The 23,301-nt window shown below is 70.2% G+C and carries 26 protein-coding genes; 11 read left to right on the top strand and 15 right to left on the bottom strand.

Annotated features, from left to right (window positions below; genetic code table 11):
* Positions 1-115: 115 nt before the first annotated feature.
* Genes WMR31_RS09705 through ctaC form a run of 3 tightly spaced genes read right to left on the bottom strand, consistent with a single transcriptional unit; the run spans position 116 to position 3,203 of the window.
* Entirely contained in the window at positions 116-532 is a 417-nt protein-coding gene (locus WMR31_RS09705) for a cytochrome c oxidase subunit 4 (RefSeq protein ID WP_340538604.1), read from the bottom strand.
* Positions 529-2,310 carry an aa3-type cytochrome oxidase subunit I gene (gene ctaD / locus WMR31_RS09700; protein WP_340538603.1) on the bottom strand — a complete coding sequence of 594 codons (1,782 nt, stop codon included), beginning with the start codon at positions 2,308-2,310 and terminating at the stop codon, positions 529-531. Before ctaD ends, WMR31_RS09705 begins: the two co-directional genes overlap by 4 nt.
* Positions 2,307-3,203, bottom strand: a complete 897-nt coding sequence (gene ctaC, locus WMR31_RS09695; protein ID WP_340538602.1) for an aa3-type cytochrome oxidase subunit II — start codon at positions 3,201-3,203, stop codon at positions 2,307-2,309. The genes ctaD and ctaC overlap by 4 nt, the downstream gene beginning before the upstream one ends.
* Before the next feature lie 105 nt (positions 3,204-3,308).
* On the opposite strand from ctaC, the gene WMR31_RS09690 reads away from it, so the two are divergent.
* Positions 3,309-4,487: a cysteine desulfurase family protein gene (locus WMR31_RS09690; protein WP_340538601.1), complete on the top strand. Its 1,179-nt coding sequence runs from the start codon at positions 3,309-3,311 to the stop codon at positions 4,485-4,487.
* The gene (locus tag WMR31_RS09685; protein WP_340538600.1) at positions 4,484-4,717 is read left to right on the top strand and encodes a sulfurtransferase TusA family protein; all 234 of its coding nucleotides are present in this window, start codon (positions 4,484-4,486) and stop codon (positions 4,715-4,717) included. The genes WMR31_RS09690 and WMR31_RS09685 overlap by 4 nt, the downstream gene beginning before the upstream one ends.
* Before the next feature lie 6 nt (positions 4,718-4,723).
* Here WMR31_RS09685 and WMR31_RS09680 read toward each other — a convergent pair whose 3' ends face one another.
* Complete coding sequence (locus WMR31_RS09680) at positions 4,724-5,698, bottom strand: carbohydrate kinase family protein (protein WP_340538599.1); 975 nt, start codon at positions 5,696-5,698, stop codon at positions 4,724-4,726.
* 64 nt (positions 5,699-5,762) lie between these two features.
* Between WMR31_RS09680 and WMR31_RS09675 the strand changes: the two genes are divergently transcribed.
* Positions 5,763-5,993 carry a hypothetical protein gene (locus tag WMR31_RS09675; RefSeq protein WP_340538598.1) on the top strand — a complete coding sequence of 77 codons (231 nt, stop codon included), beginning with the start codon at positions 5,763-5,765 and terminating at the stop codon, positions 5,991-5,993.
* 137 nt (positions 5,994-6,130) lie between these two features.
* On the opposite strand, the gene erpA is transcribed toward WMR31_RS09675, so the two are convergent.
* The gene (erpA, locus tag WMR31_RS09670; RefSeq protein WP_340538597.1) at positions 6,131-6,493 is read right to left on the bottom strand and encodes an iron-sulfur cluster insertion protein ErpA; all 363 of its coding nucleotides are present in this window, start codon (positions 6,491-6,493) and stop codon (positions 6,131-6,133) included.
* Between the two features lie 93 nt (positions 6,494-6,586).
* Positions 6,587-7,657, bottom strand: coding sequence for a glycerate kinase family protein (locus WMR31_RS09665; protein ID WP_340538596.1), 1,071 nt, complete (start codon positions 7,655-7,657; stop codon positions 6,587-6,589).
* Between the two features lie 42 nt (positions 7,658-7,699).
* Between WMR31_RS09665 and WMR31_RS09660 the strand changes: the two genes are divergently transcribed.
* The 3 genes from WMR31_RS09660 (at position 7,700) to WMR31_RS09650 (ending at position 10,465) form a co-directional block, all read left to right on the top strand.
* Positions 7,700-8,587 carry a GNAT family N-acetyltransferase gene (locus WMR31_RS09660; protein WP_340538595.1) on the top strand — a complete coding sequence of 296 codons (888 nt, stop codon included), beginning with the start codon at positions 7,700-7,702 and terminating at the stop codon, positions 8,585-8,587.
* Positions 8,588-8,799: 212 nt separating this feature from the next.
* Positions 8,800-9,975: a quinolinate synthase NadA gene (nadA, locus tag WMR31_RS09655; RefSeq protein WP_340538594.1), complete on the top strand. Its 1,176-nt coding sequence runs from the start codon at positions 8,800-8,802 to the stop codon at positions 9,973-9,975.
* Positions 9,976-10,027: 52 nt separating this feature from the next.
* Positions 10,028-10,465, top strand: coding sequence for a VOC family protein (locus WMR31_RS09650; protein WP_340538593.1), 438 nt, complete (start codon positions 10,028-10,030; stop codon positions 10,463-10,465).
* Here the strand turns inward: WMR31_RS09650 and WMR31_RS09645 are convergent.
* From WMR31_RS09645 to WMR31_RS09625, 5 genes are read right to left on the bottom strand one after another with little or no spacing between them, the layout of a single operon-like run.
* The gene (locus WMR31_RS09645; protein WP_340538592.1) at positions 10,462-11,619 is read right to left on the bottom strand and encodes a sensor histidine kinase; all 1,158 of its coding nucleotides are present in this window, start codon (positions 11,617-11,619) and stop codon (positions 10,462-10,464) included. The genes WMR31_RS09650 and WMR31_RS09645 overlap by 4 nt on opposite strands.
* 41 nt (positions 11,620-11,660) lie before the next feature.
* Positions 11,661-12,257, bottom strand: a complete 597-nt coding sequence (pspAB, locus tag WMR31_RS09640; RefSeq protein WP_340538591.1) for a PspA-associated protein PspAB — start codon at positions 12,255-12,257, stop codon at positions 11,661-11,663.
* 13 nt (positions 12,258-12,270) lie between these two features.
* Positions 12,271-13,173, bottom strand: a complete 903-nt coding sequence (gene htpX / locus WMR31_RS09635) for a zinc metalloprotease HtpX (RefSeq protein ID WP_340538590.1) — start codon at positions 13,171-13,173, stop codon at positions 12,271-12,273.
* A gap of 47 nt (positions 13,174-13,220) precedes the next feature.
* Positions 13,221-13,556, bottom strand: coding sequence for a PspA-associated protein PspAA (gene pspAA / locus WMR31_RS09630; RefSeq protein WP_340538589.1), 336 nt, complete (start codon positions 13,554-13,556; stop codon positions 13,221-13,223).
* Positions 13,553-14,341, bottom strand: a complete 789-nt coding sequence (locus tag WMR31_RS09625) for a PspA/IM30 family protein (RefSeq protein WP_340538588.1) — start codon at positions 14,339-14,341, stop codon at positions 13,553-13,555. The genes pspAA and WMR31_RS09625 overlap by 4 nt, the downstream gene beginning before the upstream one ends.
* Before the next feature lie 123 nt (positions 14,342-14,464).
* Between WMR31_RS09625 and WMR31_RS09620 the strand changes: the two genes are divergently transcribed.
* Positions 14,465-15,031: a DUF3043 domain-containing protein gene (locus WMR31_RS09620; RefSeq protein WP_340538587.1), complete on the top strand. Its 567-nt coding sequence runs from the start codon at positions 14,465-14,467 to the stop codon at positions 15,029-15,031.
* Positions 15,032-15,043: 12 nt separating this feature from the next.
* On the opposite strand, the gene WMR31_RS09615 is transcribed toward WMR31_RS09620, so the two are convergent.
* Complete coding sequence (locus WMR31_RS09615) at positions 15,044-16,054, bottom strand: aldo/keto reductase family protein (protein ID WP_340538586.1); 1,011 nt, start codon at positions 16,052-16,054, stop codon at positions 15,044-15,046.
* 41 nt (positions 16,055-16,095) lie between these two features.
* On the opposite strand from WMR31_RS09615, the gene WMR31_RS09610 reads away from it, so the two are divergent.
* Genes WMR31_RS09610 through WMR31_RS09600 form a run of 3 tightly spaced genes read left to right on the top strand, consistent with a single transcriptional unit; the run spans position 16,096 to position 17,694 of the window.
* Entirely contained in the window at positions 16,096-16,641 is a 546-nt protein-coding gene (locus tag WMR31_RS09610) for a GNAT family N-acetyltransferase (protein ID WP_340538585.1), read from the top strand.
* A 7-nt stretch (positions 16,642-16,648) separates the two neighbouring features.
* On the top strand, positions 16,649-17,395 hold the full coding sequence (locus tag WMR31_RS09605; protein ID WP_340538584.1) for an AzlC family ABC transporter permease: 747 nt from the start codon (positions 16,649-16,651) through the stop codon (positions 17,393-17,395).
* The gene (locus tag WMR31_RS09600) at positions 17,392-17,694 is read left to right on the top strand and encodes an AzlD domain-containing protein (protein ID WP_340538583.1); all 303 of its coding nucleotides are present in this window, start codon (positions 17,392-17,394) and stop codon (positions 17,692-17,694) included. Before WMR31_RS09605 ends, WMR31_RS09600 begins: the two co-directional genes overlap by 4 nt.
* 122 nt (positions 17,695-17,816) lie before the next feature.
* On the opposite strand, the gene dapB is transcribed toward WMR31_RS09600, so the two are convergent.
* The gene (dapB, locus tag WMR31_RS09595; protein ID WP_340538582.1) at positions 17,817-18,560 is read right to left on the bottom strand and encodes a 4-hydroxy-tetrahydrodipicolinate reductase; all 744 of its coding nucleotides are present in this window, start codon (positions 18,558-18,560) and stop codon (positions 17,817-17,819) included.
* A 111-nt stretch (positions 18,561-18,671) separates the two neighbouring features.
* Between dapB and WMR31_RS09590 the strand changes: the two genes are divergently transcribed.
* Positions 18,672-19,187, top strand: coding sequence for a class I SAM-dependent methyltransferase (locus tag WMR31_RS09590; protein ID WP_340538581.1), 516 nt, complete (start codon positions 18,672-18,674; stop codon positions 19,185-19,187).
* A gap of 265 nt (positions 19,188-19,452) precedes the next feature.
* Here WMR31_RS09590 and WMR31_RS09585 read toward each other — a convergent pair whose 3' ends face one another.
* Positions 19,453-20,796 (bottom strand): M16 family metallopeptidase, encoded by a 1,344-nt coding sequence (locus tag WMR31_RS09585; RefSeq protein ID WP_340538580.1) that lies wholly within the window; start codon positions 20,794-20,796, stop codon positions 19,453-19,455.
* 87 nt (positions 20,797-20,883) lie between these two features.
* Positions 20,884-23,115, bottom strand: a complete 2,232-nt coding sequence (locus WMR31_RS09580; protein WP_340538579.1) for a polyribonucleotide nucleotidyltransferase — start codon at positions 23,113-23,115, stop codon at positions 20,884-20,886.
* Between the last annotated feature and the right edge of the window lie 186 nt (positions 23,116-23,301).

Genomic DNA, 23,301 nt, shown 5'->3' with positions numbered 1-23,301 from the left:
GGGGCGGACTCCAAGAATCGATCGGGTTGAGGATCGCAGTCACCGACTGCTTCCTCAGCGTAACCGGGGGCCGGTCACGAACCCGATTCGCCGCGCCTCCAAGAGGCACAGCCGCTCAGTGAGCGTGCTCACCCCGGTAGTACTCGAAGACCAGGCCACACAGCGCCACCGAGCCCAGGACGCCACCGATGATGGCCAGCCACCACGCCTGTGCGGCCGTGCCGAACACGATGACACCGAGGGTCAGACCGCACCACAGCGGCCACCAGGAGTAGGGCGGGAAGAAGCCGAGTTCGCCGGCGCCGTCGGCGATCTCGCCGGACTTGCGGTCCTCTGGCCGCGGCTCCATCTTCTTGGCGTGGAAGCCGAGGTAGAGGGTGACCATCGCGGCCAGCAGCGTGGTCATGGTGAGCGCGGACGTGCCGGTCCAGTCGCCCCCGTGGTCGCTGGCGTCGGTGACCAGCCAGTAGGCGGGGGTCACCAGCGCCATGAAGACCGTGGTGACGCCGAAGATCCAGGTCTCGGCCTTCATCGGGCTCCTCCGTCGTCGTCCGAGGTGCCTCGGTCCTTGCGGAGGCGGTCCTGGATCATCTCGTCGCGGCCGTTCATGGTCGGCGCGTCGGCAAGGTCACCGTCGCGGGCGGCTTCGTTCTGGTCGAGCTCGATCGCGGCCACCTCGGGGTGGTGCAGGTCGAAGGCGGGCGACTCCGAACGGATCCGCGGCAGCGAGTGGAAGTTGTGACGCGGCGGCGGGCAGCTGGTGGCCCACTCCAGCGAGCGTCCCCAGCCCCATGGGTCGTCGACGGTGACCAGTGGCGCCTTGCGGGTGATGTAGACGTTGTAGAGGAAGGGCAGCGTCGAGGCACCGAGCAGGAACGCACCGATCGTGGAGATCTGGTTGAGCGTGGTCCAGCCATCGGCCGCCGTGTAGTCGGCGTAGCGACGCGGCATGCCCTCGACCCCGAGCCAGTGCTGCACCAAGAAGGTGAGGTGGAAGCCGACGAACAGCAGCCAGAAGTGCACCTTGCCCAGCGTCTCGTTGAGCATCCGCCCGGTCATCTTCGGCCACCAGAAGTAGAACCCGGCGAACATCGCGAACACGACCGTGCCGAAGACGACGTAGTGGAAGTGAGCGACCACGAAGTAGGAGTCGGAGACGTGGAAGTCCAGCGGCGGGCTGGCCAGGATGATGCCGGTGAGGCCGCCGAACAAGAAAGTGGTCAAGAAGCCGATCGACCACAGCATCGGATTGTCGAACGATATGGATCCGCCCCACATCGTCCCGATCCAGTTGAAGAACTTCACGCCTGTAGGCACCGCGATCAAGAACGTCATGCCGGAGAAGAACGGCAGGTTCACCGCGCCGGTGACGAACATGTGGTGGGCCCACACCGCCACCGAGAGGATGGCGATACCGAGCGTCGCACCGACCAGGCCGACGTAGCCGAAGACCGGCTTACGGCTGAACACGGGCAGGATCTCGGTCACGATTCCGAAGAACGGAAGCGCGATGATGTAGACCTCCGGGTGCCCGAAGAACCAGAACAGGTGCTGCCACAAGATCGCGCCGCCATGAGCGGTGTCGAAGACGTGGGCGCCGAAGAGGCGGTCGGCCTCGAGCGAGAGCAGCGCGCCGGCGAGCACCGGGAAGGCGATCAGCACGAGCAGGCTGGTGATGAGCGTGTTCCACACGAACAGCGGCATCCGGAACATGGTCATGCCGGGGGCGCGCATGCAGATGATGGTGGTGATGAAGTTGACCGCACCGAGGATCGTGCCGAGACCGGCCATCCACAGGCCCATGATCCACAGGTCGCCGCCGACGCCGGGCGAGCGAACGGCGTCCGAGAGCGGGGTGTAGGCGAACCAGCCGAAGTCGGCGGCACCGGCCGGGGTCAAGAAGCCCGAGGCTGCGATGAGACCGCCGAACAGGAAGAGCCAGTAGCTGAACATGTTCAGCCGCGGGAACGCGACGTCGGGAGCGCCGATCTGGATCGGCATGATCACGTTGGCGAAACCGAAGAACAGCGGGGTCGCGAACAGCAGCAGCATGATCGTGCCGTGCATCGTGAACAGTTGGTTGTAGAGCTCGTCGTTGACGACCTGGCTGCCGGGGAAGGCGAGCTCGGAGCGGATGAGCATCGCCATCACGCCGCCGATGAGGAACCAGCTGAAGGAGGTGACGAGGTAGAGCTTGCCGATCAGCTTGTGATCGGTGGTGGTCAGGAGCCGGACGAGCTGCTGCCCCAGCGGCTTGCGCTCGGGGAATTCGGATGCGGGCTTCGCTGCCGGGTCGGCCGTGGTGGTCACTGGCAGACCTCCTGAATCTCGTCGGTCTCGAGACCCACCTGGGTCTCGGCGAACTTGCCTCCACAGATCGGCTCGGGCGAGTACGAGCCGGCGTCGACACGCGACTCGAGGTACTGGTCGTACTCCTCCTGGCTCACGACGTCGACCTCGAAGATCATGCGCGAGTGGTAGACGCCGCACAGCTCGTAGCACTTGCCGGCGTAGGTGCCGGTCTCCTTCGGCGTGACCTGGAAGTGGTTCTTCGCGCCCGGGATGACGTCCATCTTGATCAGGAAGCCGGGGACACCGAAGTCGTGGATGACGTCGGGGCTGCGCAGCTCGAACCGGGTGGTCACCCCGACCGGGATGACCAGGGTCGGGATGTCGTCGCCGGTGCCGGCCTCGTAGGCGTTGACCGGCTGGCCGTCAGGCCCCTCGACCGCATCGGGGTAGTTGAAGGTCCACGACCACTGCTGCCCCACGACGACCACCGTGTTGGTCGCCTCCACCTCAGGGTCGTTGAGCACGAGGTTCTGCGTCTTGATCGTGTGGTCGAAGAAGACGATGACCATGATGATCGGGAAGATCGTGTAGAAGATCTCCAGGGGCAGGTTGTAGCGCGTCTGCACCGGTACCTCGTCGGCGTGACGACGACGGTAACGCCAGATGACGTAGAAGATCAGTCCCCACACGACCGCGCCGGTGATGAGCGCGGCGATCCAGGCGCCCTGCCACAGAGCCAGGGTGTGCTCACCCTCCTCGGTGATCGGCTTCGGCATGGCCAGCCGCTCCCACTCGGAGTCGGAGCCACAGCCGGCGAGGACTACCAGTGCGCTGCTCAGCAGCGCTGCGAGCGCAACGCGCCGGGCGCGCCGGGGAGCCGGCGCCGAGCGCTCGGGGAGTTGGTGACCCACGAACGAGCCTTCCTCTCAGCCAACGATCAGGCGAATCACGGACAGATCGCACACTATCGCGATCAGGCACCGTGAGCGCGACGGGGTGGTGGTTGGATCGTCGACGTGTCTGAGAGCGCAGCGGTCGGCATCGGATCGGCTCCACCGGCCTACCTCGACGCCGCGTCGTCCGAGCCCCTCCATCCGGCCGCGCGCGAGTCCCTCCTCGCGGCCCTCGATGCGGGCTACGCCGACCCGCGCCGACTCCACCATCCCGCGCGCAACGCCAGACTGCTGCTCGACAACGCACGCGCCGTCGTCGCGGAATGTCTCCAGGTCGGTCCCGAGGAGGTCACCTTCACCGCGTCCGGCACCGAGGCGGTACACCGCGGGCTGCTCGGCCTCGCTGCCGGAGCCACCGGCGCTCGAGGACCCGTCGTGCTTCCCGAGGTCGAACATGCGGCCGTACGCCACGCCGCCGAATGGTGGTCCCGATGGGGATCGCGGTCTCGGGCACCCGAGGAGGGCCAGCCGATGCTGGTGGGAGTCGACCAGCTCGGCCGGGTCGACATCGCAGCCCTCGCCGAGGCCGTGCGCGCGGGCCAGCCGGCCGCGGTCGCGGTGCAGAGTGCCAACCACGAGGTCGGCACCCTCCAGCCCGTGGAGGAGGCCGCGGCCCTGGCCCGCGATTCCGGCGCCGGGCTCTTCGTGGATGCCTGCGCCTCGATGGGCCGGCTCCCGCTCCCCCGCGGTTGGGACGCCTTGGCGGGGTCGGCCCACAAGTGGGGCGGTCCCGCGGGGGTCGGCATCCTCCTCGTCCGGCGCGGTGCTCGCTGGGCGACGCCCTTCCCGGACGACGATCGCGCCGACCACCGGGCTGTGGGGTACGAGAACGTACCGGCTGCGCTCGCCGCGGCGGCAGCGTTGCAGGCGGTGGTGGCCGAGCGCGAGGAGACCGGACGCCGTCAGCACGCCATGATCGACCGGATCCGGTCCGCGGCCGCCGCGATCGACGACGTCGACGTGGTCGGTGATCCAGACCTCCGACTCCCCCACCTGGCCACGTTCTCGGTGCTCTATGTCAACGGCGAGCAGCTGGTGACCGAGCTCGATCGACGCGGCTTCTCGGTCGCCAGCGGGTCGGCTTGCACTGCCTCGACCCTGGAGCCGTCCCACGTGCTGGCCGCCATGGGAGCGCTCACCCACGGCAACGTGCGCGTCTCACTGACCCGCGAGGCCACCGACGCACAGGTCGAGGCGTTCTGTGCGGTGCTGCCCGACGTCGTCGCGGAGCTGCGCCGATGACCCCCGACGTCGAGCTCGACTGTCGCGGGCGCCCGTGTCCGCAGCCGATCATCGAGCTGGCCAAGCACCTGGGCGAGGTGGATGTCGGCGGCCTCATCGCCGTCGTGGCCGACGACGCCGCGGCTCGCTACGACGTCCCTGCCTGGTGCCGCATGCGCGGCCAGGAGTACGTCGGGGAGGACACCGCGAGCGACGGAGCCGCTCGCTACGTCGTGCGCCGCCTGACGTGAGGCCGGTCAGACCAAGTGGGCAGCGACGTCGGCGGCCGCCCTCTCGCCGTACGAGGCATCCACCCGCGCGACGAACTCCTCGGCGGTGAAGGTGTACTCCTGGGTGCCGACGGTCTCGACGACGTAGGCGGCGAGGACGCAGCCGATCTGCGCTGCCCGCTCATAGCCAAGACCCCACTCGAGCCCCGCCAGGAAGCCGCCCCGGAAGGCATCGCCGACCCCGGTCGGCTCGACGGCGGCGACGTCGACGGCCGCGGACACCTCGATCGGATCCTCGCCGCTTCGCAGCACTCGGGCGCCGTCCTTGCCCAGCGTGGTGACCTGGGTACCGACCCGCGCGAGGACGTCGTCGGCACTCCAACCGGTCTTCTTCTCGATCATGTGCGACTCGTACTCGTTGGAGAACAGCAACGTCGCGCCGTCGATCAGCTTGCGGATCAACGGACCGTCGCCGAAGGCGAGCTGCTGGCTGGGGTCGGCGATGAAGGGATAGCCCCGCTGCCGGCACTCGTCGGTGTGACGCAGCATGCCGTCGGGATCGTCGGGACCGACCACGACGTAGTCCGGCGCCCCCACGCGCTCGACGATCGGGCCCAGCTCGATGAGCCGCGCCTCGCTCATCGCGCCGGGGTAGAACGAGGCGATCTGGGCGCCGGTGGGATCGGTCGTGCAGACGAAGCGGGCGGTGTGCTTGCTCTCGGAGATACGCACCGACTCACAGTCGACACCATGGCGCTCGAGCCAGGAGCGATAGTCGGCGAAGTCCTCCCCCGCCGCCCCCACCAGAACCGGCCGGAGTCCGAGTCGCCCCAGGCCGAAGGCCATGTTCGCAGCCACCCCGCCGCGCCGGATCTCCAGATCGTCGACCAGGAACGACAAGGAGAGCTTGTCGAGCTGCTCGACGACGAGCGAGTCGGCGAACTTGCCGCCGAACGACATCAGGTGGTCGGTGGCGATGGACCCGGCGATGAGGAGAGGCACGTGAGGGGACACTACCTAGTGCTACCGGGTTCCATACCAATCAGTAGCGCCCTACGGTCGCCCCATGGCGACCCCTCGCACCCCCTATGACGACTTCGAGACTCCTGCTCGGATGCACGCCGACTGTCGCGCGGCGGGGATCCGGCTCGGTCTCGACCGGATCGGGGATCTCGCCTCGCGACCGGCGCCGAGCCTGTACTACGACGAGCAACCGGGCGAGCGGACGAAGACCTCGATCGAGGTCTCCGACGCCGCCGCGCGGCTGGCCGGCGCGTTGCACTTCCACTTGGAGTAGAGCTGCGGCCCGTCTGGCCCCGTCCTGGCCGGTCCTCTTGACTCCCGGTCCGGCCCGAGCGTGACGAAAGCCCCGCGACTTCGTCGCGGGGCTTTCGTGTGAGATCGGGCCGGACCTCGGTTGTCGAGGTTGTGTGATCAGTGGAAGCTGTCGCCGCAGGCGCAGGACCCGGTGGCGTTCGGGTTGTCGATGGTGAAGCCCTGCTTCTCGATGGTGTCGACGAAGTCGATCTCGGCGCCGTTGAGGTAGGGGACGCTCATCCGGTCCACGACCACGGCCACGCCGTCGAAGTCGGTGACGACGTCGCCGTCGAGGGTGCGCTCGTCGAAGAACAGCTGGTAGCGCAGTCCGCTGCAGCCGCCGGGCTGGACGGAGATGCGCAGCTGCAGGTCGTCGCGGCCCTCCTGCTCGAGGAGGCTCTTGACCTTGGCCGCGGCCACCGAGCTCAGGTTGATCTGGTCGGTGCGGCGCTCGGTCGTGGTGTCGAGCTGCTCGGTCATGTGATGTGACTCCCCACTGAGGTTCGAGGGTGGCTTCGGGTTCCTACAGTGCTCAATCGTCGCACATCGGCGGTTATTCCCCGCCAGGTGCGATCAGCGCGACCAGGTCCGGGCGACGCGCTCCGACACCTCGGCCAGCGCGCCCGCCGGCTCCCCGAGGGCGCGGTCCGTTCCGGCCAGCTCCACCAGCGAGTAGGCCGACTCGATGCCCAGGGCGCGCATCTCGCGTGCGCCCACGTCCACGCGTCCCGCGATGGCGATGCATGGCCGCAGCGCCTCGGCAGCCACCTGGGCGACGCCGAAAGGGACCTTCCCGGAGCGACTGGAGAAGTCGAAGGCACCCTCTCCGGTGACGACCAGGTCGCTGGTGCGGGCCCGCTCCCGAAGGCGCACGGCCTCCGCGACCAGCTCGATGCCCGGCTCCCGGCGCGCCCCCAGGCACAGCAGCGCGTAGCCGAGGCCGCCGGCGGCGCCGGCGCCCTTGTCGAGCGCGATCCGTCGGTTGGTCGCCGCCGCGAACTGCTCGAGCCAGCCGTCGACCTCGGCGATGCGGTCCTCGGCCAGACCCTTCTGCGGCCCGAACGTCTTGGTGGCGCCGAACATCCCCGTGAGCGGGTTGTCGACGTCGGAGGCGAGGACCAGCTGTGCGTCGAGGGCGGGGAGGGTCACCTGCGTGATGCCGACCAGTCCGGCCGCCCCGCTCTCGAGGGACACGTCCGCAGTGGCGCCGAGCGCCGCCAGGAGTCCGGCGCCGCCGTCGTTGGTGCCCGAGCCTCCGACGCCCACGACCACGGTGCTGGCGCCCGCCTCGGTGGCGGCGAGCACCAGCTGCCCAACGCCGTAGCTAGACGCCGCCTCGACACCGCGGCCGCCGGTGAGCTCAAGGCCGCACGCCTGGGCACTCTCGAGGTAGGCGGTGTCGCCCACGTGGAGGATCGTCGCGGGAACCGGGGTGCCCAACGGGCCTCGGACCGTCACGACGTCGAGCTCACCGCCCAAGGCGGCCTGGAGGACGTCGACGAACCCCGGCCCGCCGTCGGCCATCGGCGCGAGATCGAGCTGGTCGTCGGGCGCTCGGCGACGCCAGCCCGCCGCGATCGCCTCGGCGGCCTCGACCGCGGTGAGCGTGCCGGCGAACTTGTCCGGTGCGATCAGGACCCGCATGCCACTCATCCTCGCCCAGCCGGATCCTTCTATCGTGAGCGGGTGAGCGAGGTATCGATCCGACCGATGCGGCCGGAGGACGCCACCGCTGCCGAACGTCTCTCCGGCGACGCCTTCTTGGCGCTCGACCGCCGCATCATGCGACGCGACCAGCCCGCGCCGGAGCCGCGGTCCGACGAGCATCGCCGGGGCTGGGTCGAACGCACCCGCCACCTCGTCGCGACCGACCCCGGCGGTTGCTGGGTCGCCGACGCCGGCGGCGAGATGGTCGGGTTCGCGACGAGCGTCCGCCGCGAGGGCACCTGGATCCTGGCGACCTACGCGGTTCGGCCCGAGCTGCAAGGGCGTGGGCTGGGCAAGCAGGTCCTGGACGCCGCACTCACCCACAGCCGCGGCTGCCTGCGCGGGATGCTGTCGTCCTCCGCGGACCCCAAGGCGGTGCGTCGCTACCTGCTGTCCGGCTTCACCATGCATCCGCAGATGTACCTGACCGGCGTGGTCGACCGCAGCGCGATCCCGGTCGAGGTCGGCGCGAAGGTGCGCGAGGGGACCGCGGCCGACACCGATCTGATGGACTCGGTCGACCGAGCCTGCCGCGGGTCCGGCCACGGCCCCGACCACCCGATGATGCAGCGGATCTGGCGTTGGGTGGTCAGCGAGTCGACCACCGGCTCGGGATACGCCTACCTGACCCCGGGCGGCGCCGTGGCGCTCCTGGCGGCCACGAACCGGCGCACCGCCCAGCGTCTGCTGTGGGCCGCGATCGCCGACGGGCCGGAAGAGCAGAGGATCAGCCACGTCACCGCCGCGAACGCCTGGGCGATCGAGGTGGCCACCTCGGCACGGCTGGACCTGCACACGGCCGGCTACCTGGGGCTGCGCGGGATGCGCCCACCGACCAACTACCTGCACAGCGGCGCACTGCTCTGAGGCGGCAGCGCCACGTGCGGGATCTCGCACGAAGGGGATCCCTCACGTGGCGGATCCCGCACCCGACGGATCCGGCACGTGCCGGATCCCGCACGTGGATGTGACAGTCGCCCGACCTGTGTCACATCCTCGCCGCGGACCTGCTGGGAAGCGATCGGCGTCGTGCGTGGTTGCCCTCCCTGCACCGTCGCCGAGCCTCCTAGGATTGCGCCATGACGACTGTCGACCTCCCGCTCCTCCCCCTCGGCCGCGGCATCGACCGCGCCTCCGAACGCGGCGTGGAGTGTCCCGGCGACCTGCCGCCGGCGTCCGATCCCGACCTGGTGGCGCGCGCGCTGGCCGCCAAAGAGGCCCTCGGCGAGCGGGTGTTCGTGCTCGGGCACCACTACCAGCGCGACGAGGTCATCCAGTTCGCCGATGTCACCGGCGACTCCTTCAAGCTCGCGCGCGAGGCGGCAGCGCGCCCCGAGGCCGAGTACATCGTGTTCTGCGGCGTCCACTTCATGGCCGAGTCGGCCGACATCCTCACCGGTCCGAACCAGCAGGTCGTGCTGCCCGACCTCGCGGCCGGCTGCTCGATGGCCGACATGGCCCGGCTCCCACAGGTCGAGGCCGCCTGGGAGGCGCTGGCCGAGGCCGGCGTCCAGGACGTCGTCGTGCCGGTCACCTACATGAACTCCAGCGCCGACATCAAGGCGTTCTGCGGCCGCAACGGCGGGGTCGTGTGCACCTCCTCGAACGCCGACGTCGCGCTCGAGTGGGCCTTCGAGCAGCGCGGCCCGGACACCAAGGTCCTGTTCTTCCCCGACCAGCACCTGGGCCGGAACACCGCGGTGCTCAAGATGGGCTACTCCCTCGACGACTGTGTGGTCTGGAACCCCCACCTGCCGAACGGCGGGCTCACCACCGACGAGCTTCGCGCGGCCAAGATGATCCTCTGGAAGGGCCACTGCTCGGTGCACGGCCGGTTCTCGATCGACGTCGTGGACGAACTGCGCGCCACGATGCCCGGCATCCAGATCCTCGTGCACCCGGAGTGCCCGCACGAGGTCGTCCTCAGCGCGGACCTGGTCGGTTCCACCGAGTTCATCATCGCCACGATCGAGGCGGCTCCGGCCGGGTCGGCGTGGGCGATCGGCACCGAGCTGAACCTCGTACAGCGGCTGGCGCGCGCTCACCCGGACAAGAAGATCGTCTTCCTCGACCGCAACGTCTGCTACTGCTCCACGATGAACCGCATCGACCTGCCGCACTTCGTGTGGGCGATGGAGTCACTGGTCGACGGTGTCGTGGTCAACCGGATCGAGGTCGACGCCGACACCGAGCGCGAGGCGCTGGTCGCCCTCCAACGGATGCTGGACCTGCCCGGCAAGACCCACCGGGACTGAGCACCCACCGATCCGGAGCGATTCCGTCCGCGATCGGTGCCACGCTGTGCGGGTGACCCGTGACCTCCAACTGACCTTCGACGCCGCCGACCCTGCGGCCCTGTGCGCCTTCTGGTGCGCGGTGCTCGGCTACGAGCTCGATCCGCCACCACCCGGCTTCGACACGTGGGACGCCGCCCTCGACGCGTTCGGAGTGCCGCCCGAGCGACGCAACGACGCCTCGGCCGCCCACGACCCCGAGGCCACCCGACCCCGGCTGTTCTTCCAGCGGGTCGCTGAGCCGAAGACCGCGAAGAACCGGGTCCACCTCGACGTCCGGGCAGCCCCCGGACTCGAGGGGACCGACCGGATGGATGCCTTGGAGGCGGAGGCGGATCGCCTGGTCGGGCTCGGCGCCGAGCGCGTCGCTCGCCACGAGCCCGCTCCCCCGCTGGGCCACGGCCACCTGGTGCTGCGAGATCCCGAGGGCAACGAGTTCTGTCTCGACTAGCGCGGCAGGTCGAACCAGACGGTGGTGCCGCCACCGTCGGTCTCGGTGATCCAGATCGCGCCGCCGTGGGCTTGGACGACGCGGCGGCAGGTGTCCAGGCCGATCCCGGAGCCGGTGCCCTCGGTGGAGAGCCGCACCCGCGGCGCGAACACCCGCTCGCGGTCGGGTGCCTGGATGCCGATCCCGTTGTCCGCCACGCTGATCTGCCATCCGCGATCGGTCTGGCGGGCGGAGACCACGAGCGCGAGGCGCCGGTCGGGGTGTCGGTACTTGGCGGCGTTGTCGAGCACGTTCTGCAGGAGGGCCCGCAACTGAGCGGTGTCGCCGGTGATCGTCGGCAATGGCTCGCGTCGCACGTCGGCGTCGAGATAGGCCTCACTCTGGTCGGCCAGGGCCTCGGTCAGGATGCCGTCGAGGTCGACGGGCCCGGTGGCGGGCTGGCCGCCGAGCCGGGCGTAGGCGAGGAGGTCGTCGATCATCGACGCCATCCGTCGCGAGCCTTGCACAGCGCGATCCAACAGCCAGGTCAGCTCCGCGGGATCCTCGCCGTCGGCGATCTGCTCGCGCAGCATGTCCAGCGAGAGACTCAGGCTGGTGAGCGGCGTCTTGAGGTCGTGACTCACTCGTCCCGCGAACGACATCAGCCGATCGTTGGACGCCGCCAACTGCCGGTTCCGCACGGAGAGCTCCAGCGCGTCGATGACCCGGTCCGCCAAGGTGCTCAGTGCCTCGATCTGGGTCTGGTCCAGGGTGCGCGCCACCGGGTCGTAGACGCAGAGCGTACCGACGACGACACCGGCCGGAGTGACCAGCTGGTGCGAGGCGTAGAAGTGGATCTCCGGGCCGTCACCGGTGACGGACGGATGATCGGCGAAGCGCGGGTCCGCGTGCACGTCGGGAACGACCATCGGCGTGGGCCGCTCCAGGTACTGGGCGCAGATCGAGTCGGCCAGGCTGCACGTCGCGGGATCGAACCCGTAGGTGGCCACCTGGTGCTGGGCGTCGGTGATCAGGTTGACCGAGGCCATCGCGGTGCCGCAGATCTTCGCGGCGAGCTCGACGATCGCGGTGAGATCACGCCGCGACCGTCGTCCGATGACGTCGTACTGCGCGATGTCGGCGAGCCTGCGAGGCTCCCCCGTGCTGTTGCTCATCGCCGGGCATCGTAGCGACCTCGCCGCCTCGTGCGGCGCCGTCAGAGTCCCGGCGCGCCCCAGATCGCCAGCCACCGGGACGGATCCTGCTCCATGGGCAACTCATCGGCGAGGAGGTCGCGCACGGTCCGCTCGAGCAGGACATCGCGTTCATGGCCGCCGCCGGGCACCGGCGCGAAGGGGTAGAAGGTGCCTTGCTTGTAGAGATACACCAGGCCGAGGCGGCGCCCGGAGGAGTCGACGAACGGGATCAGCGAGCACAGCAGGGCCGGCCCGAAGCCGGCAGCCTCCAAGCCGGTGTTCACCGCGTGGAGGTCGGTGCACAAGGCGCCGAGGTCGGAGGTGCCCGGGTCGAAGGGCGGGTGATCGATCTCCAACCACGTGAAGCCGAACTCGTCCTCGCTCACCGAGACCGCGGGCGCGTGGTCGGAGGTGGTGCGCAGCAGCTCGACGACCTCGGCCTGGGTGTCGGTGAAGGCGGGTCCCGCGGCGGCCCGGTAGCAGACCGAGCCGTCTCCGGTCGGCGTCAGACCCAGCGACGCCTGGAGCGTGATCGCCGCGCTCGGCACGTTGAACAGGGCGTCGAGGTCGGCCTGACGCGGCTTCGTGCGGCCCAGGATGGAGTCGAAGAAGCCCATCAGTGTCTCCTGCTCACGCCGTCGGCCGGTCGAGCTCGGCCTGGATCCGGGCGAGCTGCTCCAGCCGCTTCTCCAGCGGCGGGTGCGTGGAGGTGATGCTCTTGAGGCTGATCGGCGCGATGCAGAGGGCACTGCCCGCGCTGACCTGGCGCAGGTCGCGCTCGGGGGTGCGCTCGATGCCGCCGCTGATCTTCTGCAGCGCCGAGGCGAGCGCGGCCGGCTTGAGGGTGAGGTAGGCGCCCGCGCGGTCGGCGGACAGCTCCCGATAACGCGAGAGCAGCCGCAGCAGGAGGAAGCTCACGGCGTAGACGATGAGGCTCACCACTAACACGACCAGCCAGGCAGGTGCGCCGTTGTTGTCGCGACGGCCGCCGAAGAAGCCCAGGCCGCCGTACTGACTGCCCTGGGTGAGCAGGCCGGCCGCGATGCCGGCCGAGGACGCCACGGTCATCACCAGCACGTCACGGTGCGCGACGTGCGACAGCTCGTGGGCCAGCACCCCCTCGAGCTCCTCGGTGGTCAGCAGCTGGAGGATTCCGGTGGTCACGCACACCACCGCTCGATCGGGCGAGCGTCCGGTGGCGAAGGCGTTCGGCACCCGGGTGTCGGCGATGCCGACTCGCGGCTTGGGCATGTCGGCGAGCGCGCACAGCCGGTCGATCATCCCGTGCAGCTCGGGCGCCTCCTCGGGAGTGACCTCGCGGGCGCGCATCGCACGCATTGCGATGGTGTCCGAGCGCGACCACTGGTAGGTGGCGATACCGATGCCGACGACGCCGATCAGGATCCCGATCCAGCCGCCGAACGCCGCAGCCAGCCCGACCACCAGCGCGACGAACAGCGCGCCCAGCAAGAACAGCACCAGGGTCATCCGGGCGGTCAGACCGGTGTCGCTGAGAAATCGGGTACGGGCCATGGGTCAATTGTCCAACGGTCGCCAAGCAGTCACGAGCAGTCCTGCGGTCAACCGGGGATCAGCCCGTCATCGGCCAACAGCTCGCGGACCTCCTCGATCGAGGCGTCGTCGGGCGGCAGGATCAGGTCGGACTCGTCGAGGGAGTCGGCGGCGTGGGCGACGCCGACGGTGCGGACGCCGTCGAGCAGCGCGACCAGGGCCGGCCGGAAGGTCGCCTCGTCGTCGGCCTCGATCGCGGCCTCCACGGCCGAGTCGAGCTCGTTGAGGTGGGTCAACGCATCGGCGGACACGTCGTACTGACCCTCGCCGAGGATGCGGATGATCAGTCCGTCCGAGCCCTTGCCCGCGTCGTCGTGTCCGGAGTCGGTCGCAGTAGCGCTCATCGCGGCGTCTCCCCCTCGATCTGCTCGACCTGGGTCTCCTTGGCCAGGCCGTCGCCACCCGCACCGATCTGGCCGGGGGCCTGCGGCGCGGAGAGTCCCTTGAGCCGGGCGAGCTCCATCTCGACGTCGGAGTCGGAGCTCATCGCCTCGAGCTGGCGGCTGATGTCGTCGCCACCGCCGGTGCCGGTGACGTCGTCGAGCGCACCGGAGGCGATGAGCTCGTCGATGGCGCCGGCACGGGCCTGCATGGTGGCCGTCTTGTCCTCGGCGCGCTGGATCGCCATGCCGACGTCGCCCATCTCCTCGCCGATGCCGGAGACGGCCTCGTTGATGCGGGTCTGCGCCTCGGCGGCGGTGTAGGTGGCCTTGATGGTCTCCTTGCGGGTGCGGAAGGCCTCGACCTTCGCCTGCAGCCGCTGCTGGGCCAGGACGAGCTTCTCCTCCTCGCCCTGGAGCTGGGCGTGCTGGGTCTGGAGGTCGGCGATCTGGCCGTTGAGCCCGGACTTGCGGGTCAGCGCCTCGCGCGCGAGATCTTCGCGGTCCATCTGAAGCGCCTTCTCGGCCTGCGTCTGCAGCTTGTTGGCCTGCTGCTCGAGCTGGCCGATCTGCAGTTCGATGCGCTTGCGACTCGTCGCGACGTCCGCGACGCCGCGGCGTACCTTCGAGAGCAGCTCGAGCTGCCGCTGGTAGCTGTAGTCGAGGGTCTCGCGCGGGTCTTCAGCCGCGTCGAGCGCCTTGTTGGCCTTGGCCCGGAAGATCAGACCCATCCGCTTCATCAAGCTCATGGCCTCACCCTATGCCCGAGCGGCAAGCGGGTCGACGGCTCACCGCTACCCTGGTGTCCTGACGACGAGTGACCTCCCGCTCGCGTTGCGCCCATTCCACCCCACAGGCCAGAAGGCAGCACGTTGTTCCGTCGCAAGTCCGGCACCGACTCATCCGAGCCCTCCGAGTCCACCGAGGGCGTCGACCTGTCCAAGACCCCGGGCAAGGGTCGCCCGACGCCCACGCGCCGCGAGGCCGAGGCCGCCGCCCGCGAGCGGGCCCGGGTCCCGCGTACCCGCAAGGAGCAGATGCAGCGCCAGCGCGCGGCGCGCGCCGAGTCGAGCCAGAAGGTTCGCGAGGCGATGAAGACCGGCGACGAGCGCTACCTGCTCGCGCGCGACAAGGGCCCGGTACGCCGGTTCATCCGCGACTTCGTCGACGTCCGGTTCTCCTTCGCCGAGATCGTCATCCCGTTGATGATCGTCTCCTTGTTCATCCCGGCGCTGATCCTGCCGCTGTTCGTGGTGCTCGTGGTCGACCTGGTCGTGATGCGGCTGCGCCTGCGCAAGCAGCTGGCGCTGCGCTTCCCCGACGAGCCCACCAAGGGCACCACCTACTACGCCATCACCCGCGCGATGCAGATGAAGTTCATGCGCCTGCCCAAGCCGCGGCTCAAGATCGGTCAGTCGCTCCCCGAGCACTACCGCTGACCTGCGGCACATTCAGCCGAAGAGCTCCGAACGGCGAGGCGACTTCGTCTGGGCCGGGTCCCTCTCGACCACGTCGCCCAGCGCCTCGTCGATCGCGGCGAGCGTGGAGGCGTCGAGGGTGACGCCGGCGGCCTTGGCGTTCTCGGTGACCTGCTCGGGCCGGCTGGCCCCGATGATCGCCGAGGACACGTCGGGCTGCTGCAGCACCCACGCCACCGCGAGCTGGGCCGGTGAGAGGCCCGCCTCCTCGGCGATCGGTCGCAGCAGCTGGACTCGCTCGAGGACGTCGTCGCGCAGCCAGCGCCCGATCATGTCGGCGCCGCCCTTGTCGTCGGTGGCTCGAGAGCCCTCGGGGACCGGCTCGCCGGGGCGGTATTTCCCGGTGAGCACGCCCTGGGCGATGGGCGACCACACGATCTGCCCGATGCCGAGCTCCTCGCAGGTGGGCACCACCTCGGCCTCGATGACCCGCCACAGCATGTTGTACTGCGGCTGGTTGGACACCAGCGGCACTCGGAGCTCGCGGGCGAGCTCGGCGGCCGCCCGGATCTCCTCCGCGCGCCACTCCGACACCCCGATGTAGAGCGCCTTGCCGGCGCGGACGACGTCGGCGAAGGCGAGCATCGTCTCCTCCAGTGGCGTCTCGTGGTCGAAGCGGTGCGCCTGGTAGAGGTCGACGTAGTCGGTCTGGAGGCGGGTCAGCGACCCGTCGATGGCCTCCATGATGTGCTTGCGTGACAGGCCGTGGTCGTTGGGCCCCTTCGGGCCGGTGGGCCAGAAGACCTTGGTGAGGATCTCCAGGCTCTCGCGGCGCTGACCGCTCAGCGCCTTGCCGAGCACGGTCTCGGCAGCGGTGTTCGCGTATACGTCGGCGGTGTCGAAGGTCGTGATGCCTTCCTCCAGCGCCTGGCGTACGCAGGCCAGGGCGGCGTCCTCCTCGACCTGCGAGCCGTGGGTGAGCCAGTTGCCGTAGGAGATGGCGGAGACCTTCATGCCGCTTGCTCCAAGATTGCGGAACTCCATGCCGCCAACCTAACGCGCCGCTCCCCTGGGATGATCGGACCATGAGCACACCGACCGCCGATGTCTCCGTGCGCATCGCCTGGGCCGAGGACGCCGCCGCGATCGCGGACGTGCAGATCCGTGCCTGGGCCGAGCAGTACGCCGACGTCCTCCCGCCCGAGGCGATCCCGGCCGACCCGGGCCCCATCGCTGCGGCGTGGCGCGAGTCGCTGGCCAAGCCCGCCGATGCGCGCAACCGGGTGCTGGTCGCGCTCGAGCGCAATCGGGTGGTCGGCTTCGCGATCACGACCCCTGCCTCCGATCCGGACTGCGACCCGATCGCCGACGGCGAGCTGACCGAGCTCACCGTCGATCCCGCCGACCGGGGACGCGGGCACGGGTCGCGGCTGCTCCAGGCGGCCGCGGAGACGCTGGAGGCCGACAAGTTCACCCGCGCCGTCACCTGGACCATCACCAGCGACGACCGGCGTCGCGCCTTCCTGGTGAGCGCCGGTTGGGCCGCCGACAGCGCGCACCGCGAGCTGGACCTCGACGGCAGTGGGGAGACCACGGTCAAGCAGGTGCGCCTGCACACCGCGTTGGCCTGACCCGGTCGTGGACGACGAGAGCCCCGGCGCACCGGTCGAGGACCGCCGCGCCATCCTGCGCGACAGCCTCGGCGTCGGCATCGCCACCGGCACCTACGGCGTCTCGTTCGGCGCGGTGGCCGTCGCCTCCGGTCTCGACGTGCTCCAGACCTGCGCCCTGTCGTTGCTGATGTTCACCGGCGCCTCGCAGTTCGCGATGGTCGGGGTGATCGCCTCGGGTGGCTCGCCGTGGGCCGGCACGTCGACGGCGCTGCTCCTCGGGACCCGCAACACCCTCTATGGCCTGCGCCTGGCCCCGCTCCTCGGCTTCCGCGGCTGGCGTCGCGCCGCCGCGGCCCAGGTGCTCATCGACGAGTCGACGGCGATGTCGGTGACCCGTCGCACCCGCGCGGGGGCTCGCACGGGCTTCCTGGCCACCGGCGTGTCGATCTTCGTGCTGTGGAACCTCGCGACGCTGATCGGCGCGGTGGCCGGCGAGGCCATCGGTGACCCGCGCGACTACGGCCTCGACGCCGCGGTCGGGGCCGCCTTCCTGGCCCTGCTGTGGCCGCGGCTGGACCGCCCGCTGCACCAGGTCGTGGCGGTGCTCGCCGCCGCAGTGGCCCTCGGCGTCGTCCCGTTCACCGCGGCCGGGGTGCCGGTCCTGGTGGCGGCGGGCGTGGCGCTGCTGGTGGGTGTCCTGCCGATCGGGACGCCCCCCGACATCGCCCCGGACGACCCGCCCGGACATCAGCACCAGGCGGGATCGTCATGACCTGGGCCGCGATCCTGGCCGGCGCGCTCGGCTGCTATCTCCTCAAGCTCGCCGGACTCTCGGTGCCCCCGCGGGTGCTCGACCATCCGGTCGTCTCCCGCGTGGCGGACCTGATCCCGGTCGCCCTGCTGGCGGCGCTGGTCGCCGTCCAGGTGGTCGCCACCGACTCCGGCGGCCTGGCCCTCGACGCCCGTGCGATCGGCCTGGGCGCGGCCGTGCTGCTGCTGGTCGTGCGGGCGCCGTTCCTGGTCGTGGTCTTCGGCGCCGCCCTCGTCGCCGCCTTGGCGCGCCTGCTCTGACCCGCGACCGGACTCGACCAGCGCGTCTCGGGCGCTGACCCGAACGGCGCGATTGCGCCGATTGGTGCAGTAAACAGCCCACCCACCGACCCAAACCGCGCAATTGCGCCGAACGGCGCGGGTCAGAGGTCGATGAGCTCCTCGAGGCCGACGGTCAGGCCGGGGCGGGAGCCGATCGCGCGGACGGCGGCGAGGACGCCGGGCGTGAACGAGGAGCGGTGCAGCGAGTCGTGGCGCAGGGTGAGGGTCTCCCCCGTACCGCCCAGGATGACCTCCTGGTGGGCGACCAGGCCGCGCACCCGGAGGGCGTGGACCGGCACTCCGTCGACGTCGGCGCCCCGGGCACCGTCGAGGGCTGTCGAGGTGGCGTCGGGAGCGGGGTCCACGCCGGCGTCCCGGCGGGCGGCGGCGATCAGCTCGGCGGTGCGGCGCGCGGTGCCCGAGGGGGCGTCTGCCTTGTCGGGATGGTGGAGCTCGACGACCTCGACCGAGTCGAAGTGCGGCGCGGCGGCTGCGGCGAAGCGCATCATCAATATGGCGCCGATCGAGAAATTCGGTGCGATCAGCACGCCGCTCCGTGGCGGGTCCCCCAGCAGCTCGCGCAGCCGCGCCAGGCGCTCGTCGTCGAAGCCGGTGGTGCCGACCACGGCGTCGATGCCGTGCTCGATGCACAGCTCCAGGTTGTCCATCACGACGTCGGGATGGGTGAAGTCGACGACCACCTGCGCACCGGAGGTCACGAGCTCCTGAGGGTCGTCGCCCTGGTCGATGGCGGCGACGAGCTCGAGCCCGGCGGCCTCCTCGACGGCCCGGCAGACCTCGGCTCCGACCTTGCCGCGGGCGCCCAGGACGCCGACTCGGACCACGTCACCATTCACTCCACCATCACCGGCCACGGCACCAACCCTAGGGGCTCGCGTCCCGGTAGACGGCGGGGGTGAGTGAATGCCTGGTCCGGTTCTGGCAGGCTGTCGCCCATGGTCGCACAGCAGATTCCGGCGCGGATCCGATGGGCGGTGGACTTCATGGACCCGCAGCCCGCCGACCACATCCTCGAGATCGGATGCGGACCGGGCGCGGCCGCCGAGCTCATGGTCTCCCGCCTGGAGACCGGCAAGCTGTTCGCCATCGACCGTTCCGAGTCGGGCGTCGACCGGACCAAGCGCCGCAATGCCGAGGCGGTGAAGGCCGGTCGGCTCACGGTCCGCCAGATCGACCTGGCCACCCTCCGCGTCCCAGTCAAGCGGCTCTCGAAGGTCTTCGCCTTCAACGTGAACCTGTTCTGGGTGCGCGAGTGCCGTGACGAGGTCGCGCTGCTGCACGAACGCGTCGTGCCCGGCGGTGCGGTCTTCCTCTTCTTCGAGGCCAAGATGCCCGAGCAGGTCCCGCAGATCGTCAAGGGCGCCTCCGCGGCGCTGGCCGACGGCGGCTTCCGGGTCTCGGTGATCGACAACAAGCAGCCGCCGGTGGTCGGCATCATCGGGCGGCGGTGATCACGTCCGAGCTCGCGAGGACGGGATCGTCGGTGGTCGAGCAAGGAGTCACGCACTGAGCCTGCGAAGGGCGTGAACCGACGCGTCGAGACCTAGTGGTGGGCTCCCTCGGGAGCCTCCCACTGGGACTGGGGCCGGGGTTTCGTCGGCGCTCGCAGGCTCGCTTGCTCAACCTCCGGCAAGCGCCCGTCGGGGACCCGAGGTTTCGTCGGCGCTCGCAGGCTCGCTTGCTCAACCTCCGACGCCGCCCAACTCCGGGCGGCGCTCAGGTAGGGCCGACGATCGCCAGCACCTCCGGGCGGGAGAACACCTCCGCTGCCACCTCGCGGACTTCCTCGAGCGTGACGGCGTCGATGCGGGCGATGACCTCGTCGATCTCCAGCAGCTCGTCGTGGACGAGCTCGGCCTTGCCGAGCCGGATCATCCGCGAGGCGGAGTCCTCGAGCCCGAGGACCAGGCCGCCGCGCAGCTGGCCCTTGCCGCGCACCAGCTCCTCCTCGGTGATGCCGTGGGCCGCGACGCGGGAGAGCTCGAGACGGACGGTGGCGAGCACCTCGTCGAGCTTGGCGGGCAGGCAGCCGACCGCGACGCCGACCAGTCCGGCGTCGACGTGCTGGGAGGTGAAGGAGTAGACCGAGTAGGCCAGCCCGCGCCGTTCGCGGATCTCCTGGAACAGCCGGCTGGACGTGCCGCCGCCGAGCGCGGTGTTGAGGACGCCGAGGGCGAAGCGTCGATCGTCGTCGCGGGCATAGCCCTGCATGCCGAGCACGACGTTGACCTGCTCGAACGGCCGCGTCGCGCTGACCTGACCCGACCGTACCCGGACCCGCCGGTTGGTGTGTCGCGGACCGGCCGGCACCTGGTCGCCGGTGAGGAAGTCGCGCCGGCCGAAGGCCTTGCGCACCTGGCGCACGACCTGGGCGTGGTCGAGGTTCCCGGCCGCCGCGACCACCATCCGCTCGGGGCGGTAGTGACGCCGGTAGAACCGGAGGATCCGGGCCCGGTCGAGTCCGGTGATCGAGGCCTCGGTGCCGGCGATCGAGCGGCCCAGCGGCGAGTTCGCGCCCCACGCCCGCTCGGCGAAGAGGTTGTGGACGACGTCGTCGGGGTCGTCGTCGTGCATCGCGATCTCGTCGAGGATCACCTCGCGCTCGGCCTCCACGTCGTCGGCGGCCAGCACCGAGGAGGTGATCATGTCGCCGAGCACGTCGATGGCCAGGGGCAGGTCCTCGTCGAGGACCCGCGCGTGGAAGCAGGTGTACTCCTTGGCGGTGAAGGCGTTGAACTCGCCGCCGATCTCGTCGAGGGCCACCGAGATGTCGAGGGCCGAGCGCTCGTAGGTGCCCTTGAACAGCAGGTGCTCGAGGAAGTGCGAGGCGCCGTGGAGCGACGGCGTCTCGTCACGGGAGCCGACGTCGACCCACACGCCCACCGTCGCCGAGCGGGCGCCGGCCATCTCCTCGGTGACCACACGCAGGCCGCCGGGCAGGACGGTGCGACGCACCCGGGAGGTGACCACCCCGCCGGCGTCGCGCACAGTCGAGACCGTGCGGGTCGTGCCCACTTTCTGGCCCTTCTGGGTCTTCTGGGCCTTCTCCATGCTCTCCATCATGTCCTCCTCGCCCCCGCGCGGCTCCCGACGTTCCCCGAAAACGCACCGACCCGCCGCCTCGCGGCGGCGGGTCGGGGTGACGAATCAGGCCTCGGCGTCGGCCTCGGCGGACTCGGGAGCCGACTCGGTCTCGGTCTCCTCGAGCACCGGGATCAGCGACAGCTTGCCGCGGTCGTCGACCTCGGCGATCTCGACCTGGATCTTCTGGCCCACCGAGACGACGTCCTCGACGTTCTCGACGCGCTTGCCGCCCACCAGGCCACGCAGCTTGGTGATGTGGAGCAGACCGTCCTTGCCGGGCATCAGCGAGACGAACGCACCGAAGTTCGTGGTCTTCACGACCGTGCCGAGGTAGCGCTCGCCGACCTCGGGCATCGTCGGATTCGCGATCGCGTTGATCGCGGCCTTAGCGGCCTCGGCGGCCTCGCCGTTGGTCGCGCCGACGTAGATCGTGCCGTCGTCCTCGATGGTGATCGAGGCGCCGGTGTCGTCCTGGATCTGGTTGATGATCTTGCCCTTCGGGCCGATGACCTCGCCGATCTTGTCGACGGGGATCCGGATCGTGATGATCCGCGGCGCGTGCAGCGACATCTCCTCGGGAGCCTCGATCGCCTCACCCATCACGTCGAGGATCGCCAGGCGGGCGTCCTTGGCCTGGGTGAGCGCGGCAGCCAGGACGTCGGCGGGGATGCCGTCGAGCTTGGTGTCGAGCTGGAGGGCGGTGACGAACTCGCGGGTGCCGGCGACCTTGAAGTCCATGTCGCCCATGGCGTCCTCGGCCCCGAGGATGTCGGTCAGCGCGACGTAGGTGGTCTCGCCGTCGACCTCGCCGGAGATCAGGCCCATCGCGATGCCGGCGACCGGCGCCTTGAGCGGCACACCGGCCTGCAACAGCGAGAGGGTCGAGGCACAGACCGAGCCCATCGAGGTCGAGCCGTTGGAGCCCATCGCCTCGGAGAGCTGGCGGATCGCGTAGGGGAACTCCTCGCGGCTCGGCAGCACCGGGAGCAGCGCCCGGCGGGCCAGCGCACCGTGGCCGACCTCGCGGCGCTTGGGCGAGCCCACCCGGCCGGTCTCGCCGGTGGAGAACGGCGGGAAGACGTACTTGTGCATGTAGCGGCGGTGCTTCTCGGGGCTCAAGGTGTCGAGCTGCTGCTCCAGCTTGAGCATGTTGAGGGTCGTGACGCCGAGGATCTGGGTCTCGCCGCGCTCGAAGAGCGAGGAGCCGTGGACCCGGGGCAGGACGCCGACCTCGGCGTGCAGCGGCCGGATGTCGGCCAGGCCGCGGCCGTCCATGCGGACCCGCTCGCGCAGCACGCGGTCGCGCATGAGGGCCTTGGTGACCGACTTGAACGCCGCGCCGATCTCCTTCTCGCGGCCCTCGAACTGGTCGCCGAGCTTCTCCAGCAGGGAGGCCTTGACGTCGTCGAGCTTGTCGTCGCGCTCCTGCTTGCCGACGATGGCCAGCGCCTCGGCGGTCTCGGCGGAGACGGCGGCCTCGACGGCGGCGTACACGTCGTCCTCGTAGTCGAGGAAGATCGGGAACTCCTGGACCGGCTTGGCGGCCTGCTTGGCCAGCTCGGCCTGCGCCTCGCACAGCTGCTTGATGAAGGGCTTGGCGGCGTCGAGGCCGCCGGCGACGATCTCCTCCGACGGCGCGGAGGCGCCGGAGGCGACGAGCTCGTAGGTCTGCTCGGGCGCCTCGGCCTCGACCATCATGATCGCGACGTCGCCGGAGTCGGTGACCCGGCCGGCGACGACCATGTCGAAGACGGCGTTCTCGAGCTGGCTGTGGCTGGGGAAGGCGACCCACTGGCCCTCGATGAGAGCGACGCGGACGCCGCCGACCGGGCCGGAGAACGGCAGGCCGGAGAGCTGGGTCGACATGGACGCGGCGTTGATCGCCAGGACGTCGTAGGGCTGGTCGGGGTCGAGCGCGAGGACGGTGATGACGACCTGGACCTCGTTGCGCAGGCCCTTCTTGAAGGTGGGGCGCAGCGGCCGGTCGATCAGGCGGCAGGTGAGGATGGCGTCCTCGCCGGGGCGGCCCTCACTGCGGAAGAACGAGCCGGGGATCTGGCCCACGGCGTACATCCGCTCCTCGACGTCGATGGTGAGGGGGAAGAAGTCGAAGTGGTCCTTGGGGTGCTTGCCGGCCGTGGTGGCCGAGAGCAGCATCGTCTCGTCGTCGAGGTAGGCGGTGACGGCACCGGCCGCCTGGCGGGCCAGCAGCCCGGTCTCGAACTTGACGGTGCGGGTGCCGAACTTGCCGTTGTCGAGAACGGTCTCGACGGCGGTGATGACGGGTTCTGTCACAGTGGATCTTCCTGTTCGCGGCGCGATCCGCGACTCCCGCGCAGATGACCGATCTTCGATCGAGACCCGCAGGGGCGGAATGGACAGCGCCTGAGAGTCACTACCGAGGACCGGGCCGGACGTGGCGCGGATCGCTCCAGTGGGTGGGTGTTCAGTTGTGAGTGGCCGTGATGCAGCAGTCGGGAC

This window comes from Nocardioides epinepheli, assembly GCF_037936805.1.
Lineage (GTDB): Bacteria > Actinomycetota > Actinomycetes > Propionibacteriales > Nocardioidaceae > Nocardioides.
Note: the sequence above shows the minus strand (reverse complement) of the source record. Positions and strands in the feature narration are given on the sequence as shown.